The organism is Geobacillus sp. G4 (assembly GCF_040327975.1).
Classification (GTDB): domain Bacteria; phylum Bacillota; class Bacilli; order Bacillales; family Anoxybacillaceae; genus Geobacillus; species Geobacillus thermoleovorans.
In genome coordinates this window covers 258,740-276,202 of sequence record NZ_JBEPJY010000002.1, presented here as the reverse complement: position 1 = coordinate 276,202, position 17,463 = coordinate 258,740, and the positions used below count along the sequence as shown (strand labels likewise).

Annotated in this window: 17 protein-coding genes; all 17 read left to right on the top strand. The window is 56.9% G+C overall.

Features of this window, described 5'->3' with window-relative positions; all coding sequences use genetic code 11:
- Positions 1 to 8 precede the first annotated feature (8 nt).
- The 17 genes from ytfJ to ABS784_RS03520 all read left to right on the top strand — a co-directional run bounded on the left by ytfJ (position 9) and on the right by ABS784_RS03520 (position 17,451).
- The gene (ytfJ, locus tag ABS784_RS03600; RefSeq protein ID WP_011232262.1) at positions 9 to 473 is read left to right on the top strand and encodes a GerW family sporulation protein; all 465 of its coding nucleotides are present in this window, start codon (positions 9 to 11) and stop codon (positions 471 to 473) included.
- 124 nt (positions 474 to 597) lie between these two features.
- Positions 598 to 1,098 (top strand): thiol peroxidase, encoded by a 501-nt coding sequence (tpx, locus tag ABS784_RS03595; RefSeq protein ID WP_011232261.1) that lies wholly within the window; start codon positions 598 to 600, stop codon positions 1,096 to 1,098.
- A 119-nt stretch (positions 1,099 to 1,217) separates the two neighbouring features.
- Positions 1,218 to 2,207, top strand: a complete 990-nt coding sequence (locus ABS784_RS03590) for a class I SAM-dependent methyltransferase (protein ID WP_021322113.1) — start codon at positions 1,218 to 1,220, stop codon at positions 2,205 to 2,207.
- A gap of 379 nt (positions 2,208 to 2,586) precedes the next feature.
- Positions 2,587 to 3,777: an acetate kinase gene (locus ABS784_RS03585; protein WP_011232259.1), complete on the top strand. Its 1,191-nt coding sequence runs from the start codon at positions 2,587 to 2,589 to the stop codon at positions 3,775 to 3,777.
- A 232-nt stretch (positions 3,778 to 4,009) separates the two neighbouring features.
- The gene (locus ABS784_RS03580; protein ID WP_011232258.1) at positions 4,010 to 4,522 is read left to right on the top strand and encodes a hypothetical protein; all 513 of its coding nucleotides are present in this window, start codon (positions 4,010 to 4,012) and stop codon (positions 4,520 to 4,522) included.
- A 136-nt stretch (positions 4,523 to 4,658) separates the two neighbouring features.
- A complete protein-coding gene (locus tag ABS784_RS03575; protein ID WP_011232257.1) occupies positions 4,659 to 5,009 on the top strand; it encodes an SCP2 sterol-binding domain-containing protein in 351 nt (116 codons plus the stop codon).
- Between the two features lie 135 nt (positions 5,010 to 5,144).
- Positions 5,145 to 6,680, top strand: a complete 1,536-nt coding sequence (locus ABS784_RS03570; protein WP_011232256.1) for a long-chain-fatty-acid--CoA ligase — start codon at positions 5,145 to 5,147, stop codon at positions 6,678 to 6,680.
- Positions 6,681 to 6,700: 20 nt separating this feature from the next.
- A complete protein-coding gene (locus tag ABS784_RS03565) occupies positions 6,701 to 7,843 on the top strand; it encodes an acyl-CoA dehydrogenase family protein (protein ID WP_014196548.1) in 1,143 nt (380 codons plus the stop codon).
- The gene (locus ABS784_RS03560; RefSeq protein WP_011232254.1) at positions 7,840 to 9,054 is read left to right on the top strand and encodes an acyl-CoA dehydrogenase family protein; all 1,215 of its coding nucleotides are present in this window, start codon (positions 7,840 to 7,842) and stop codon (positions 9,052 to 9,054) included. Before ABS784_RS03565 ends, ABS784_RS03560 begins: the two co-directional genes overlap by 4 nt.
- Positions 9,055 to 9,151: 97 nt before the next feature.
- A complete protein-coding gene (locus tag ABS784_RS03555; RefSeq protein WP_011232253.1) occupies positions 9,152 to 9,943 on the top strand; it encodes an enoyl-CoA hydratase/isomerase family protein in 792 nt (263 codons plus the stop codon).
- A 15-nt stretch (positions 9,944 to 9,958) separates the two neighbouring features.
- Positions 9,959 to 10,801, top strand: coding sequence for an SDR family NAD(P)-dependent oxidoreductase (locus ABS784_RS03550; protein ID WP_044730574.1), 843 nt, complete (start codon positions 9,959 to 9,961; stop codon positions 10,799 to 10,801).
- A gap of 114 nt (positions 10,802 to 10,915) precedes the next feature.
- The gene (locus ABS784_RS03545) at positions 10,916 to 12,058 is read left to right on the top strand and encodes a thiolase family protein (RefSeq protein WP_011232251.1); all 1,143 of its coding nucleotides are present in this window, start codon (positions 10,916 to 10,918) and stop codon (positions 12,056 to 12,058) included.
- Between the two features lie 20 nt (positions 12,059 to 12,078).
- Positions 12,079 to 13,824: an ABC1 kinase family protein gene (locus ABS784_RS03540; RefSeq protein WP_352511459.1), complete on the top strand. Its 1,746-nt coding sequence runs from the start codon at positions 12,079 to 12,081 to the stop codon at positions 13,822 to 13,824.
- 16 nt (positions 13,825 to 13,840) lie between these two features.
- Positions 13,841 to 14,167 carry a hypothetical protein gene (locus ABS784_RS03535; RefSeq protein WP_011232249.1) on the top strand — a complete coding sequence of 109 codons (327 nt, stop codon included), beginning with the start codon at positions 13,841 to 13,843 and terminating at the stop codon, positions 14,165 to 14,167.
- A 27-nt stretch (positions 14,168 to 14,194) separates the two neighbouring features.
- Positions 14,195 to 15,301, top strand: coding sequence for a Zn-dependent alcohol dehydrogenase (locus tag ABS784_RS03530; RefSeq protein WP_011232248.1), 1,107 nt, complete (start codon positions 14,195 to 14,197; stop codon positions 15,299 to 15,301).
- A gap of 172 nt (positions 15,302 to 15,473) precedes the next feature.
- Positions 15,474 to 15,902 (top strand): hypothetical protein, encoded by a 429-nt coding sequence (locus ABS784_RS03525; protein ID WP_031212582.1) that lies wholly within the window; start codon positions 15,474 to 15,476, stop codon positions 15,900 to 15,902.
- Between the two features lie 58 nt (positions 15,903 to 15,960).
- Positions 15,961 to 17,451, top strand: a complete 1,491-nt coding sequence (locus ABS784_RS03520; RefSeq protein ID WP_031212584.1) for an aldehyde dehydrogenase family protein — start codon at positions 15,961 to 15,963, stop codon at positions 17,449 to 17,451.
- Positions 17,452 to 17,463 lie beyond the last annotated feature (12 nt).

The window sequence follows — 17,463 nt, the reverse complement described above, 5'->3', positions numbered from 1 at the left end:
GAATGACGATGACGAACCATCCGATTCAAGGGCTGATGACAACAGCGATGGAAAACTTAAAACAAATGATCGACGTCAATACGATTATCGGCGACCCGGTGGAGACGCCTGACGGCAGTGTCATTTTGACCGTTTCGAAAGTCGGGTTTGGCTTTGCCGCCGGCGGCAGCGAGTTTATGCTTGACGGTCAACAAAATGGCCGCCAAGGGGCGCAAGCCGACGGGAACGGGCAGGCCCAAGGGAACGGACATCCGTTTGGCGGCGGCAGCGGCGGCGGCGTCTCGATTACGCCGATTGCGTTTCTCGTCGTCAACTCGTCCGGGGTGAAGCTGCTCCATTTGGATGAAAGCACGCACTTATACGAAAAAATTCTCGATGTCGCGCCGCAGGCGTTTGAGAAGATTCAGGCGATGCTGAAGAAAAACAAGAAAGACGGCGCCGCAGGCCAAAAAGCAGACGACTTTGACATTTAGCCGGACCGTTGGCGTCCGGCCTTTTGTTTGTCTGCTGTCATGAACGGACAAAATCGTTGAAAAATTCCGTTCCGCGTTTTAGTATGGAAGTAGTACATATTTTTTCTAAAGGGGGAGAGAACCCATGGCCTATGTGACGTTTAAAGGGCAGCCGGTGACGCTTGTCGGCAACGAAGTGAAAGTCGGCGACAAAGCGCCGGATTTCACCGTGCTTGATCAAAACTTGCAGGAAGTGACGCTCGCGGATACGAAAGGGCACGTCCGCCTGATCAGCGTCGTTCCGTCGCTCGACACCGGAGTTTGCGACGCGCAAACGCGCCGGTTTAACGAGGAAGCGGCAAAGCTCGACAATGTGAAAGTGTTGACGATCAGCGTCGATTTGCCGTTTGCGCAAAAGCGGTGGTGCGGCGCCGCCGGCATTGAGAACGTTCAAGTGTTGTCCGACCATCGCGATGTTTCGTTCGGACAAGCATACGGCGTCTTGATCAAAGAACTGCGCCTGCTTGCCCGCGCCGTGTTTGTCATCGACAGCAATGACACAGTGACGTATGTCGAATACGTGCCGGAAGTGACGAACCATCCGAACTACGAAGCGGCGATTGAAGCGGCGAAAGCGGCGAAATAATGAAAAGGCCCCGACCCGTTCGGGGCCTTTTCGTTCCTATCGGCGCTTTTCTTGCGGCGCGAGGCGGACGGTCGTACAATATACAGAAGGGACGTTGGCAGAAAGGTGGGGACGTACAGATGATGACGCCAGTCGAACGGTTGTTCACGGTATTCGATGAAACGGCCCAACTTTTGCAAGAAGAATTGCAATGCACGTATTTAGAAGCCGTCGCGGAGACGGGGGAGAATTTGTTCCACGGCGACGTGCTGCAAAGCGAAGTGAGCGAGCTGAACGCGAAACGGCTGAAAAAGCAGTATCGCGAACTGATGCTGGAACGGTTTCAAAACGAAGAAATCCGCAAGGCGTTTCAGCTTGCGGTGTTAAAAGGGATGCGCAAGCATGTCCAGCCGCACCACCAAATGACTCCGGATGCGGTCAGTTTGTTTTTGGCGTATTTGGTCCGCGAGTTTACGCGCTCGCATTTGGCGCTTAAGATCCTCGACCCGGCCGTCGGCACGGCGAATTTATTGACGGCGGTGTTAAACGGCCTTCGAGGAAAACAGGCGGCGAGCTACGGCAGCGATGTCGATGATCTGCTTGTCAAATTGGCGTACGTCAACGCGAACTTGCAAAAGCATCCGGTGCAGCTGTTTAACCAAGACAGCCTAAGGCCGCTGTTTGTTGAGCCGGTTGACGTCGTCGTCTGCGATCTGCCGGTCGGCTATTACCCGGATGACGACAATGCCGCCCGCTTCGCCTTAAAAGCGAAGGAAGGCCGGTCGTATGCCCATCATTTGTTCATCGAGCAAAGCTTGCGCTATACGAAAGAGGGCGGCTACTTGTTTTTCCTCATCCCGAATATGTTGTTCTCGAGCCCGCAGGCGGGGCAGCTGAACGAATTTTTAAAAGAGGCGGCCATTGTCCAAGGAGTCTTGCAGCTGCCGCTGTCGATGTTTAAAAACGATCAGGCGGCAAAAAGCGTGTTGATTTTGCAAAAGAAAGGGCCGAACGTCAAAAAGCCAAAACACGTGCTGCTTGTCGAGCTGCCGCGGTTTTCCAACAAATCGGCGATGCAGGCGATGATGGCGAAAATCGACGCCTGGATCACCGAGGAAAAAGAATGTTGACGAAAGGGTGTCCCAAACGCAGCGGGACGCCCTTTTTGATCACCGTATAGGCCGTCAAGCCCCTTCACAAAACGAGAGGTTGCATCTTCCTCCCCTTGCGCTCACGCGTGGAAGTGGGGGGTCTTCTCGGCTCAAGATGATAAATGTTGCTCTTTTCTTCATCGAAGAATCGCTGTTTTTCACCGACCTTTTCGGTCAGCTCCGTTTTCATTTTTCACAACATAAAAACTTTTTCTTGCAACCGGTTGCGAAACAAAGCCGCGCTTGAAACGCGAAAACGGGAGGCATACAATGAAAAAGGCATAGTGAAACGGCGCCCAATCGCGCACACTAACGGTAAGCGCGAGCGGATTTTGGCAAAAAAGGAGCTGTGTTTTCGATGGCGAAAGTGCTAGCCATTAATGCGGGAAGTTCCTCGTTGAAATTCCAGCTGTTTGAGATGCCGGCAGAAACGGTGTTGACCAAAGGGGTCGTCGAACGGATCGGCTTTGACGACGCGATTTTCACCATTGTCGTAAACGGTGAAAAACATCAAGAAGTGACGGCGATTCCGGATCATGCCGCGGCCGTTAAAATGCTGCTTGATAAGCTCATTCGCTACGGCATTATCCGTTCGTTTGACGAAATTGACGGCATCGGGCACCGCGTCGTCCACGGCGGGGAGAAGTTCAGTGATTCGGTGCTCATCACCGAGGACGTCATCAAGCAAATTGAAGAAGTGTCCGAGCTCGCCCCGCTCCATAACCCGGCCAACCTCGTCGGCATTCGGGCGTTTCAGGAAGTGCTGCCGGACGTGCCGGCCGTGGCGGTGTTTGACACGGCGTTCCACCAGACGATGCCGGAACAGTCGTTTTTATACAGCTTGCCATATGAGTATTACACGAAATTCGGCATCCGCAAGTACGGATTCCACGGCACGTCGCACAAATACGTCACCCAGCGGGCGGCGGAGCTTCTCGGCCGACCGATCGAACAGCTGCGCCTCATCTCGTGCCATTTAGGCAACGGGGCGAGCATCGCGGCGGTTGAGGGCGGCAAGTCGATCGACACGTCCATGGGCTTTACGCCATTAGCCGGCGTGGCGATGGGAACGCGCTCCGGCAACATCGACCCGGCGCTCATCCCGTACATTATGGAAAAAACGGGAATGACTGCGGATGAAGTGATTGAAGTGCTGAACAAAAAGAGCGGCATGCTCGGTCTGTCCGGCATCTCGAGCGATTTGCGCGACTTGGAAAAAGCGGCCGCCGAAGGAAATGAGCGCGCGGAACTGGCACTTGAAGTGTTTGCGAACCGCATTCATAAGTACATCGGCTCGTATGCGGCGCGCATGTGCGGAGTCGATGCCATCATCTTCACCGCCGGCATCGGCGAGAACAGCGAAGTCGTGCGGGCGAAAGTGTTGCGCGGCCTCGAGTTTATGGGAGTTTACTGGGATCCCATCCTAAACAAAGTGCGCGGCAAGGAAGCGTTCATCAGCTATCCGCACTCGCCGGTCAAAGTGCTCGTCATCCCGACCAATGAAGAGTTGATGATCGCCCGCGACGTCATGCGGTTGGCGAATTTGTAAGCGGATTGTAATAAAAAGAATCGTTGCAGCCATTTTGGCCAAAACGGCTGCCCCAAACAAACGGGGCAGCCATTTTTTTGTTTTGCCGCTTTGGTGCGCTTGATTCTTGTTTCAACAACTCCGGACGGAGATGTCTTGCGTTTTTCGTCTCCCCGGCAATCATCGGAATTGCCGGCGGCGTTGTTTCACGCCAAAATGAGAGTGCATACTCGGTTGAAGGGAGTGAACGGATATGGCATTGTTTCGTGATGATGCTCATGTGTATCGGGTGATTGGCGAGTTTATGCAAATTCCGTCGCGCCCAAGGACGGAATTTGAGCTGCGCAGCTGGTGGGAGCGGCATCCAGCGTATAAGGAATACGGCAACGAGGTGGAGCAAATCAATCGGATTGGAGAACAAATCCGCCGTTCCCGCGCCGCGTTCGTCTTTTATTTGACCGATCCGGAGGCGGTCATCAGCATCGATGCGAGGCGGCCGGAAACCGGTGAAAACTACGCCATTTATTTCGGGCAGGCAATCGATGCGCCTGATGTCGCCATCAAGACGACCGGCGATATCGCCCACCAATTTTGGGGCGGCAACATCAACGTTCCATTGGCGCTCATGACCGGAAAAATGAAGGCAAAAGGATCGAAAGCGAAGGCGTTGCAGCTGTTGCCGCGCATCGTGCCGGCGTTTCCGCTTTATCGGCGCTATTTGGAACTGATCGATGAGCGCGCGCTTCTCCATGCTTTAAAGGCGTAAAAACATCGGGGAGCGCCGCGAGGGAGGAAAGAAAGTTCCGACGATTTTCGGGATAGGACATGAAACGGAAACGCGATATAGTAAAATTACAAAATGAAATTTCAGACAGTTCTAAATTTTTAAGGAGGCCATGAAGATGACGACGGTAAGAGACATTTTCCAACTGATCGATTCGCAATTGAGGGAAGACCCATCCCGCGCCGATGGGATTGTCGCGGTGTACCAGTTTAACTTAAGCGGGTCTGATGCGGGGGTGTACCAAGTCGTCCTTCGCCCAGACGCTGGATTTGTCATTGAAGGGGAGCAAGAAACGCCTGATTGCACGCTCAGCATGGACAGCGAGGATTTTAAAAAAATGGTGGACGGCGAGCTCAACGGAACGGAAGCGTTTATGAGCGGGCGGCTTCGCATTGACGGGGACATGGGGCTGGCGCTGCGGCTCCAAGAAGTGCTGTCCGCCTACAACAGCGCCAATCAAAACCAATAAGCACAACAAGAAAGCCGGCCGGCATGTTTTTCCGTGCATTGACAACAGCGCCGACCGTCAGAAGGAAGGAGACGAAAGGCGGCGGGCTTGGCCTTTTTCGCAGGCCCGCCTAATTTGGTTAAAGGAGACGGGGGAATGGATTTACGAACGGTTTGGACGAAAAATATCGAGCGGTTCGGTCCTTATCCGGCACTGATTTTTGAAGGAAACGAATATACGAACGTGGACTGCGACGCCCGTTCGTCCCAGCTGGCTCATGCGTTGATTGAACTTGGGGTCAAGCCGGGCGACCGCGTTGTTGTAACGATGCCGAACAGCCCAGAAGTAGTAGTCGCCTTCAGCGGCGTCTTGAAAGCAGGAGCGGTTGTCGTGCCGGTGTTGCCGCTGTTGCAGACGCAGGAGCTCCATTACATTTTTAAAGACTGCGAACCGAAAGTTGTGCTGACGGCGGAAATGCTGTGGGCGAAAGCGAAAGAGGCCGCCAATGGCTTGCCGGCGCCTCCGATGATGTTTACGATTGACGATCCTCATTCACCGCGCTCTCTGCGAACAAGAATGGAGCAAGCTCCTGCCAGCATGCCGCTGGCGGCAGTCACCGAAAATGCCCCTGCCGCCTTGCTTTACACATCGGGAACGACCGGCCATCCGAAAGGGGTCGTGCTGACGCACCGCAATTTGTATGCCAACGCGGAAGCAGCGGCCGAGATGGCGAAGCGGCTGCCTACCGAATATGACCGCGTCGGTCTTGGCGTGCTGCCGATCTCCCATGCGTTCGGTTTTACGATGATGAACGTCGCGCTGTTATTGGGCGACAAGATCGTCCTCCTGCCGTATTTCGAGCCGAAAAAAGTGCTGGAGACAATCGAACGGCATCGAGTGACGCATACGGCGATGGTGCCAGCGATGTTCCATGCGTTGTGCTATTGCCCCGAGGCGGACCGCTATGACACATCCAGTTTGGTCGCGTGCGTGTCCGGCTCGGCTTCGTTGCCGCCGTCGCTCGCTTGGCAGTTTCAACGCAAGTTCAATTGCCTGATTTTGGAGGGATACGGACTGTCCGAGGCGGCGCCGATTGTGACGGCGACCGATCCGACGAAGCCGATCAAGCCGGGGTCGGTCGGGCTTCCGTTGCCTGGCGTGCAAGTGGCTGTCGTCGATGAACACGGCAACCGCCTGCCGCCGAACGAAGTCGGAGAACTGATTGTTTCCGGCCCGAACGTTTTCCAAGGCTACTACGGAAAAGACGAAGAGACGCGCCAAGCGCTGCGCGACGGCTGGCTGTATACCGGCGATATGGCGCGCATCGATGAAGACGGGTACGTGTTTATCGTCGACCGGAAAAAAGATGTCATCATTCGCGGCGGATTCAACATTTATCCGCGCGATATCGAGGAACTGCTTATGTCCCATCCGGATGTGCTTGAAGCCGGCGTTGTCGGCGTCCCTTCGCCGAAAATGGGGGAAGAAGTCGCCGCATATGTCGTCGTCCGACGTGGGTCCCAAGTGACCGAAGAGGAGCTGATCGAGTTTTGCCAAAAGCGGGTGGCGAAATACAAAAGCCCGCGCTTTTTGAAAAAGGTCGGCTACCTGCCGAAAAACATCATCGGCAAAATCGACAAAAAGAAGCTGCGTGAATGGGCCAGCGAGTTTATTCCCGCTGTCCAATCATAATGGAAAAGGAGAGGGACAAGGTGATTTCGTTTCAACCGACTGAAGAAGAACAGGCGTTTTTTCAAGTCGCCCGCAGCCTTGCCGTCGAGAAAATTCGGCCGGCCGCGAGAGAATGTGAGAAACGCCGGACCGTTTCGGCTGACTTGAGTGACCGGGTGGATGAGCTCGGCTTGTCGGCGCTCGAGCTCCCGGAATCGTGGGGAGGCTTGGAACTGCCCCTTCTGTCGCAAGCGCTCATTTGGCAAGGGCTCAGCTATGGCGATTTAGGCGTCATTCAAGGGCTTCCGGGGGCGCAAGAGGCGTCTTCCCTCTTTCGTCTGTCTTCCGAGCACCGCGTGTGGCACCGGTACCGGGAGATGGCGAAAGGCGGATGGCCGACTGTCTCCTGGATCGACGAAGCGGAACAAAAAGAACCGCTGAAGGAAGCGATTCGCGTGCGCCGGCGCGGCAGCGGATATATTGTGGACGGGGTGTCGTCTCCAGTCCGCTTGGCGTCGAAAGCCGACTGGGCGGTCATCGCCGCTAGGGACGAAGAAGAGGAAACGGTATTGCTCGCCTTTGATGAGCGAGTATGGGAGATCGAAGAAGGAGACATAAGGCTTGGGCTGCTTGCTGCCGGCATCGCTCGCCTTCGGTTTGCGGAAGTGTACGCCGGTCCGGAACAACTCGTTGCCCGCGGACCGGAAGCGGACGCATTGCTCAACCGCGTGCGCGCCCGAAACCAAGTCATCGAAGCGGCGAAGGAAGTCGGCTTGATGGAGGCGGCGCTTGATTACACCATTGAATACACTGCGGGAAGAAAGGCGTTCGGACAAGAGATCGCCAAGTTCCAAGGGGTGTCATTTACGATCGCAGAGATGGCGTTCGAATGCCGCGGGGCGAAACTGCTTGTATGGCAAGCGGCCGCTGCGGTTGACCAAGGGGATGAACAGGCGGGCGGCTACGCCTGGAGGGCGTTGTCGCGGGCTCATCGTTCCCTGCGCTATGTCACCGATCAGGCCGTGCAAATGCTCGGCGGGCACGGGTACGTGCAAGAATATCCAGCCGAAAAATGGATGCGCGACGCCGAAGCGCAAGTGATGCTGTACGGCCGGGAAACGGACTGGCTCATCCGCCGCGGCGAACAGCTGCTGGGCAAACGGAAAGAGAGGGTGGCGCCATGATTTCCTTTGAATTCTCACCGCAGCAAAAACAAATCAAAGAACTCGTTCATTGGTTTGCTAAACATGAAGTGCGCCCGATCGCGCTGGAGGCCGACCGGCTCGGGCGGGTGCCGGACGAATGGCTGCAAAAAGTCAACAAAATGGGCATCCAGCTGAATGCGTCTTCGTTTGGCGGAGGGCGTCCGCCGTCTCATGCGGAAGGAAAGAAAGAGAAAAAAGAGCGCGAAGGCAACCGCGTGGCCGTCATCGCCGCTGAGGAGCTCGCGTGGGGATGCCCAGGCATCGCCCTTTCCCTTCCCGGCCCTGGCCTTGGCGGGCCGCCGATTCAATCGAGCGGCACGCCGGAGCAGAAACGGCGGTTTTTGTCCATTTTCACGAAGGAGGAGCCGCGCTGGGGAGCTTACGCCTTGACGGAACCGGAAGCCGGCTCGGACGCGTCCGGCATCCGCACGACGGCGAAAAAAGTGGACGGCGGCTATGTATTAAACGGGCAAAAAATTTTCATCACCAACGGCGCCCGCGCTTCTTGGGTCGTCGTGTTCGCCACGGTTGATCCGAAGTTGGGCCGCGCCGGGCACCGGGCGTTTGTCGTCGAAAAAGGGACGCCGGGATTTGTCGCGACCCGCACCGTCCATAAGATGGGTTTGCGCGCCAATGAAACGGCGGAGCTCTTGTTTGAAGACTGCTTTGTTCCTGATGAAAATTTGCTTGGCGGTGAAGAGTTGTATAGCGCAAATGCGAATAAACCGTCCGGTTTCCAAGTGGCGATGAAAACATTTGACAGCACGAGGCCGATCGTCGCGGCCATGGCCGTCGGCATCGCCCGCGCCGCCTATGAATATACGCTTGACATCGTTCGTAGCGAGTACCCGAAACAAGGACGGTTGTACTATGAAGCAGCCGCCCTGCTTGCCGAGGCGGAGCAAGAGATTGACGCTGCTCGCCTGTTGACGTGGGAAGCGGCGTGGAAAGCCGACATTGGCGAGCCGAATGCGATGGAAGCGGCCGTCTGCAAAGCAGTCGCCGGTAAAATGGCGCTTCATGTCTGCGCTATGTGCCTTGAACTGCTCGGTCCCGTCGGCCTTGGCGGACATTTGGTCGAGAAATTGTACCGCGATGTGAAAGTGTTTGATATTTTTGAAGGCACGCAGCAAATCCAGCGCCTTGTCACAGCAAGACGGTTGTATGCGCCATACGGCGTGCACGTATAGAAGAGCGAGGCGGCGACCCAAACATCTCCGCTCGCGGTGGAGAGCGATGATCATTTGTGAAGTTTGCCGGTTCGATTGAACGAAAGGGGGAATTCCGATGCCTTATGAAACGTTGCGCATAGAGCGGCGAAACAAAGGAGTCGCTTGGGTGATGATCCACAACCCGCCGGCGAACGCCATTAGCGAGCGATTAATGGAAGAATTGGAGAAAGCGGCCGATGAATTGGAAGCCGACCGCGGAGTGCGCGTTGTCGTCATCGCGTCGGCCCATCCGAAAACGTTTCTCGCCGGCGCTGATTTAAAGGACATGATTCAGCGAGGAACCCAGTTTGCCGGCAATGAAGCGGGCATCGCCGAACAAAGCGCCCGCATGCAGCGCTGTTTCGACCGCTTCGCGACGATGCCGAAGCCGGTCATCGCGGCCATCAACGGCTATGCGCTCGGCGGCGGCTGTGAATTGGCCCTGGCGTGCGATTTCCGCATCATGGGCGGCGGCAAAATCGGCCTGACAGAAGTCTCGCTCGGCCTCATTCCCGGCGCGGGCGGCACGCAGCGGTTGACGCGCCTCGTCGGGCGGGCGAAAGCGACGGAACTCATTTTTCTTGCCAGACGGCTTGACCCGCAAGAAGCGCTCGAACTCGGCCTTGTTCATCGCGTCACGCCCCCGGAGCGGTTGGAAGAAGAGGCGTCGGCGTTTGCCGAGCAACTGTCAGAAGGGGCCGTGCGGGCGATGGGGCTCGCCAAGCGGGCCATCTATGCGGCCGAAGGGCTTCCAGAAGACGGATTTGGCATCGAAGCGGCGTCATTTGCGGCAACGTTTAAGACAGGAGAGCCGGCGATTGGGCTGGCGGCGTTTTTCCAAAAGAAACAACCGCAATTTTTACGTTAAACGGAGGGATCACCGATGTCGTCATGGGCGGAACTGCTGAAAGGAAAAGTGGCGGTCGTCACCGGCGCCTCACGCGGCCTCGGGCGCGCGGATGCCTTGGCGCTTGCCGAAGCGGGAGCGGATGTCGTCATTACCGATATTTTGCTCGAATCGGATGAAGAAAGCAAACAGACGGCGCAAAAATATGGGCCGCTCTCACAAGTGATGCAGAGTACAAAAGTGGTGTACGCCGAAAAGACAGCGGAAGACATTCGCGCCATGGGGCGGCGGGCGCTGGCTCTCAAAATGGACGTCACCGACCGCGAGCAAGTGAAAGAAGTGTTTGCCCGCGTCAAGGAAGAGTTTGGTTCCATTGACATTCTCGTCAACAACGCCGGCACGCTCGACCACGTTTCGCAAATCGAAAAGCAAAACGATGAGTTTTGGGAGCGCGATTTGCGGGTGAACCTGACCGGCACGTACAACTGTACAAAAGCGGTATGGCCGTATATGAAAGAACAAAGATGGGGGCGGATCATCAACATGTCGTCCGTCGCCGGGACGCTTGGCGGCTTTGGCCAGGCGAGCTATTCGGCCACGAAAGGAGCGGTGTTGAGCTTTACGAAAAGCATGGCGCTTGAGGGGGCGCGCTACGGCATCACCGTCAACGCCATCGTGCCGGGCATCATCAATACAGAAGCGTTCCGCATGGGCAATCCGAAAATGAACGAGCGGATGATCCAGCGCACGGCGTTCCGCCGCCCGGGCGAACCGGAAGACGTCGCCAACGCCATCGTGTTCCTTTGTTCCGATAAAGCGAAGTACATCACGGGGATTGGGTTGAATGTTTCAGGCGGCATCGAATTGTTTACGTTCTGATGAATAAGCGGCCCGCTTTGGAATGTGGCGATTTGAACATAGGAAGAGAGGCCTGCGGCGGCTCTAGCCGCGCAGGAAAACGGTTCGATTTTGATACGGAACAGGAGGAGCGGCATGAGGGAAGTGGTGATTGTTGACGCCGTGCGCACGGCGATCGGCAAGAAAAAAGGGGCGCTCTCAAGCGTCCATCCGGTCGATTTGCTTGTTCCGGTGCTGCGGGCGCTTGTCGACCGAAATGGGCTGGATGCCGGCCTGGTGGAAGATGTCATCGTCGGCTGTGTGACGATGACCGGAGAGCAAGGGGGCAACATCGCCCGCCAAGCGGTGCTCGCCGCCGGATTTCCGGTCGGAGTGCCGGCGTTTTCCTTAAACCGGATGTGCGGCTCGAGTCAGCAGGCCATCCATAACGCGGCGCAAGCGATTTTGGCTGGCGACATCGACATCGCCATCGCCGCCGGGGTCGAAAGCATGACGCGCGTTCCGATGGGAAGCGACATGGGGCGGTTCAGCCGCCAGCTGACAAGTCGGTACAACATCGTGCCGCAAGGGATTTCTGCGGAGATGATCGCGAAAAAATGGGGATTGTCGCGGGAAGAGCTTGATGCGTTTTCCTTGCAAAGCCATGAAAAAGCGGCGGCGGCAACCGACCGCGGGATGTTTGAGCGGGAAATCATTCCGCTTGACGTGCCGGGCGAGGAGGGGACGGTGTCCTTCACCCGCGACGAAGGGATTCGGCGCGACACCTCGCTCGAAAAGTTAGCAGCGTTAACGCCATCATTTCAGCCAAAAGGCGGTGTCATCACGGCCGGCAACTCAAGCCAAGTGAGCGACGGAGCGGCCGGCGTGCTGCTCATGTCGGCAGAAAAAGCCCGGCAGCTCGGTTTGCGACCGAGAGCCCGCATCGTCGCCCGCGCGGTCGTCGGCGAAGATCCGATTCTGATGCTCACGGGCGTCATCCCGGCCACGCGCCGCGTGCTCGAAAAAACGGGACTGCGCCTTGAGCAAATCGATGTCATCGAAATCAATGAAGCGTTCGCTTCGGTCGTGAAGGCGTGGGAGCGGGAGCTCGAGCCGGATATGGCAAAAGTCAATCCGCGCGGCGGAGCGATCGCCCTCGGACACCCGCTCGGCGCGAGCGGCGCCCGGCTGATGACAACGCTGCTCCATGAGCTTGAGGACATGGACGGGAAATACGGATTGCAAGTGATGTGCATCGGCTTTGGCATGGCGACAGCCACGATCATCGAGCGGCTGTAAGCAGAAAGGAGGAAAGCGGGTTGCACGCATCACTCGAAACGGCCAAGCCAAAACCAGCGCGCGACTTTGCGGCCATTGGCGCTGCCATTGAAGAGGAGCTGGTTGCCATTACGGCGGGAAAACGGCGGCGGAAAATCATCGCTGTGCTTGTCAAAAACGGGCTTGGCATGGTGCTGGGCGACGCCATTGCCCGCAAGCTGCGAGGGAACGAGGGAGACAAACAATATTTGCACCATATCGGCCGGAGGCTGCGCCTAGCGTTTGAGGAGCTCGGCCCGACGTTCATCAAGCTCGGGCAGGTGCTTGTCACAAGGCAAGACTTATTGCCAGAGCCGATTACGCTTGAGCTGGAGAAATTGCTTGACCGGGTGCCGCCCATTGAGTTTGCCAAAATCGAATACATTTTGGAGCGGGAGCTGCCTGACGGCTTGGAGACGTTTGAATGGATTGAGGAGGAGCCGCTCGGCTCGGCGTCGCTCGCTCAAGTGTACAAAGCGAAACTTAAAGACGGGCCGGTTGTCGCGGTCAAAGTCGTGCGCCCGACGGTCGAAAAACTGTTTCAAACCGATATCGCCATCATTAAAAAAATGGCCGCCCGCCTGCAAAAGCGGCTGCCGCCTGAACTGCAGGCCGCCCTTGACCTCGGGGGGCTCGTGCAAGATTATTACAGCAGCGCCATGGATGAGCTGGACATGACGGAAGAAGCAAGAAAAATGCAAGAAATGAAGCAAAAGTACGAAAGGAGGGCTGAACATGTCACGGTTCCGCACGTGTATGAAGCGACGAAAAGCGTCTTGATCATGGAATACATTGACGGCTGGCTCATTAAAGACTTCCCTGTCGATTTTCTCACCTTCGAAGAGCGGATCAACATCATGATCGATCTTGTCCATCATTACGTGCAAACGATGCTCGACGGCCATTATCATGCGGATGCCCACGGTTCCAACATTATGATCGACAAGCGGACGAAAAAGGCGGTCATCATCGACTGGGGGATGACCGGGCGGATGGACAGCGTGATGGCGCAAATTTTGATGCGTGTCATTTTGCACATCCAGCTCAACCAGGCGGAAGACGCCGCCGAAGTGTTTATGGAACTGATGTCGCCCACCATTTACACCGATGTTGTCAAATTGAAAGATGAACTGCGGACGTTGACGTTAAACTATGTGTCCGCCCATCAAGGGAGCAGCCGCTACAACTACGGCCGCCTCGTCCTTGAAGCGACGGCGATCGGGCTCCGCAACTACTGCAAAGTCCCGAACGGCTTGGCGCTTTGGGCGAAAGGATTTTCCGCCACCGAAGGGACGGCGCGCTGGATTTGCCCGGAAATTTCGTACGGCGAAGTCGTGGAGGCGTATGAAATTCCAATTTTAAAAAGCATCCTCGGAAAGCGCTTTAATTTTCGCGCCAACGCGAGTCTTGTCGCTGAAACGGCGGAAATGATCGCCACCTTCCCGCGCCGGTTCAACAAAGTGTTGGAGACGATGGCCGAAAACAAATGGCGCATGACCGTGCAAGTCCAAACCGACCCGGTGACGCGCAATACGCTCAACCAAATCGCCAACCGTTTGGCGCTTTCCCTCATCGCGTTTGCCATCATTATGGCCACCGGGTTTATTGTCGCCAGCATCCCGGGCGGAACGTTTCTCGGCATGGAGAAAACGACGATCGCCAACATCGGGTTGGCCGTTTCTGTCATCTTGGTCGTTTTCCTTGGCTGGCGGCTGTTCCGGACGCGCAAACAGCGGCCGCGATTTTAAAGAGGGAGGAAGGAACATGCGCGAGGAACAAGAAGAGCTGACGATGTCAAAGCGCATCGAAGCGTTTTACCGGCAAAGCGGCGGGCCGGGAAGCCCGACGATCCGGCGGTTGCTCGATAAGCATTTGCTGTATGGGAAAGACCACGGCCTGCCGGGGAAAAAGGAAGAGTTTGAGGATGTCATCCGCGATGTGTTTTTGCAAGACCATTCGACCCGGCCGCTCGTCATCGGCCTTTTCAAGCTGAAAGAAACGCTCAAGCAGGAATGGGACGCCTATTTGGATGCATTGCGGGGCCGCGGCATCCGTGAAGAGGAAGCGGATATGGCCGGCAAGCGGGCGTAATGGGCGGATGGAAAAGGAGGGAACGACATGGCAAAAGCCGCAGTATTGCACCGCTACGGGGAGCCGCTGTCAATCGAAGAACTGGATTTGGCAAGCCCCAAGCGCGGGGAGGTCAAAGTGAAAATGAAAGCGGCGGGCCTTTGCCATAGCGATTGGCATGTGGTTCAAGGGCAATTGCCGCTCCCGCTTCCCATTGTGCTCGGCCACGAAGGAGCGGGCATTGTCGAGGAAGTCGGGGAAGGGGTGACAAGTGTCAAACAAGGCGACCATGTGGTGCTCAATTGGGTGCCGTCATGCGGGACGTGCAGCTATTGCCGCACCGGGCGGCCCGATCTATGCGAGGAGGCGGCTCGGCTGATGGCGACCGGCACGCTGCCGGATGGGACGACGCGCTTTTCGCTGCATGGAAAACCCGTCTATCAATTTTTAACCGCCGGCGCGTTCAGCGAGTACACCATCGTGCCGGAGCAGGCAGCCATCCCGATTCGCCGTGATGTGCCGTTTGAGTTGGCGGCATTGATCAGCTGCAGCGTCATGACCGGGGTGGGCGCCGCCATTCATACAGCGCAAGTGCGCCCGGGCAGCACAGTCGCTGTGATTGGCGCCGGCGGCGTCGGCTTCAACATCATCCAAGGAGCGGCGCTCGCCGGGGCCAAACAAATTATCGCCGTCGACATTGTCGAGGAAAAATTGGCGATGACGAAAACGTTCGGGGCGACGCACACCGTAAACGCCCGCGAGGACGATGCCGTCAGCGCCGTGCTCGACTTGACCGACGGCATCGGCGTCGACTATGCGTTTGAAGCGATCGGCCGCCCGGAGACGATGGCCGACGCATACAACATGACGCGAAAAGCGGGAACGACGGTCATCGTCGGCATCGCCGCGCCGCATGAAGCGGTGGAGATCAACGCCTTTTCGCTGCCGTCCCAATCCAAAGCGTTGACCGGTTCTTGGCTTGGCCAAGGCAATCCGCCGATTGACTACCCGAAGCTGCTTGATTTGTACGCGGCGGGCAAGCTGAAGCTCGAACCGCTCATCAGCGCCGTCTATTCGCTCGATCAAATCAACGACGGATTCGCCGCCTTAAAGAGCGGGCAAAACATTCGCGGCATCATTCGCTTTGAAGAATGAGACGACAAGCCGCCCCGCGTGCGTTTGGGTGAACAAACAAGAGAAGCCGTTGGGCGGTCGGAAAGAGGGCGTTCCATCTGCCCTTGGACGAAAACGGGAAGGCCGGTGTTTGGGCGGGCAAACAAGGGGATCGAAAAAAACGTGGAACGATCGAGACGAGAGGGGGATTGACATGCCGGTGTTTCAAAGCGAGCAGGAAGTATACGACGTTCTCGGCCGCTTTTTTGAACGCGTGGCCGAAACGGAAGAGTCAAAAGAATTGATTGCGGCGACGGAGCTAGGACCTGGATATGACGCGTTTGTCCAATACATTTTCCATAAGCCGGAAGCGAAAATTACGTGGACGCATGAAAATGGGAAATTGAAAATTGTCTGCGGCGAAACAGCGCTGCGCCCGGAGCTCATTTTTGAGCAGACGGCGGATGTCGGGCATAAGTTTTGGCTTGGGAAGCTCGACTTGCAGCAGGCGCTCGCCCGCCAGCAAATCAAAGTGCAAGGCCCGCTTGTGAACGCCTTGAAAGTATTGCCGCAGCTTGACGCCATTTACCCGGCGTACCGCGACTATTTGCAGGAAATCGGGCGGAGCGATTTATTGCCGTAGCTTGGTTTCAAGATCCGATCAATCGGGAACGTGGAGCGATGGAAAGGAGGAGATGACAATGATTTCGGCGCAAACGACGGAAGCCGATTTATGGATTGATGGAGAATGGCGGCCGGCTGCCAGCGGCGAACGGTTTGACGTCATCGACCCGGCGACGGGCGAAGTGACGGCCCGCGTCGCCAACGCTGGCGAGGACGATGTTGACGCGGCGGTCGCCATCGCCGAAGAGGCGTTTTCGGATCGGCGCTGGCTGGCCATTTCCCCGCTTGAGCGCGGACGCATCTTGCGCCGCATCGCTGAACTGATCCGCCAGCATCATTGCGAGCTGGCGCAGCTCATGACGCGGGAAAACGGCATGCCGATCAATCTAGCGTTGTTTATTGAAATTCCGCTCGCCGCCGACTGCTTCGACTTTTTCGCCTCGCTTGTCGTCAAGCCGCAAGGGGAGGTGCTGCCGTTTTCCGTCGCCGGCTCGGCGCCGGATTATATGGCGTGGACGATGAAGGAGCCGATCGGGGTGGCTGGGCTCATCACCCCGTGGAACTTTCCGCTTTTGATGCCGACGTGGAAAATCGCCCCAGCGCTGGCGGCGGGCTGTACGATGGTGGTAAAACCGGCGCCGGAAACGCCGCTGACGGCGTTGAAGCTTGCTGAGATTTGCCATGAGGCCGGCGTGCCGGAAGGCGTCATCAACGTCCTGCCTGGACTCGATGAGGCCGGAAAAGCGCTCGTCCGCCATCCGCGCGTGCCGAAAATCGCCTTTACCGGCGAAACGGAAACCGGGCGCCACATCTTGCAGGCGGCCGCTCCCCACATTAAGCGGGTGACGCTTGAGCTCGGCGGCAAGTCGCCGAACATCATCTTTGCCGATGCCGATCTCGAACAGGCGGCAAAAAGCGCGCTGTTTGGCGTGTTCTACAACTCCGGGCAAGTATGCCAGGCCGGGAGCCGCATTTTAGTGGAACGGCCGGTTTACGAAACGTTTGTCGAGCTGTTGGCCAGCAAAGCGAAAAAGCTGAAAGTCGGGCCCGGCACGGATGCGCGCAGCGACCTTGGCCCCGTCATCAGCCGGGAGCAATACGAGAAAGTATTGCGCTACATTGACATCGGCAAGCAGGAAGGGGCGAAGCTCGTTGCGGGAGGGAGCGCTTTAGATGGGCTTGGCGGCGGCTATTTCATTGAACCGACCGTCTTTGCCGATGTATCGCCATCGATGCGCATCGCCCGTGAAGAAATTTTCGGGCCGGTCGCCGCTGTCATTCCGTTTCAAGATGAAGAGGAAGCCGCCTCCATTGCCAACGATACGATTTACGGCTTGGCGGCGGCGGTTTGGACGAATGACATCAAGCGGGCGCTCCGCTTAGCGCGGCGGGTGAAAAGCGGAACCGTGTGGATCAACACGTACCAAGTGCTGTCGCCGACTGCGCCGTTTGGCGGTTATAAGCAGAGCGGCCTCGGCCGCGAGCTCGGGATGCAGGCGCTTGAAGCGTATTTAGAAACGAAAACGGTCATTTGCGATATGAACGACCGGCCGATGACTTTGTTTTAAGGTCGAAGGTGG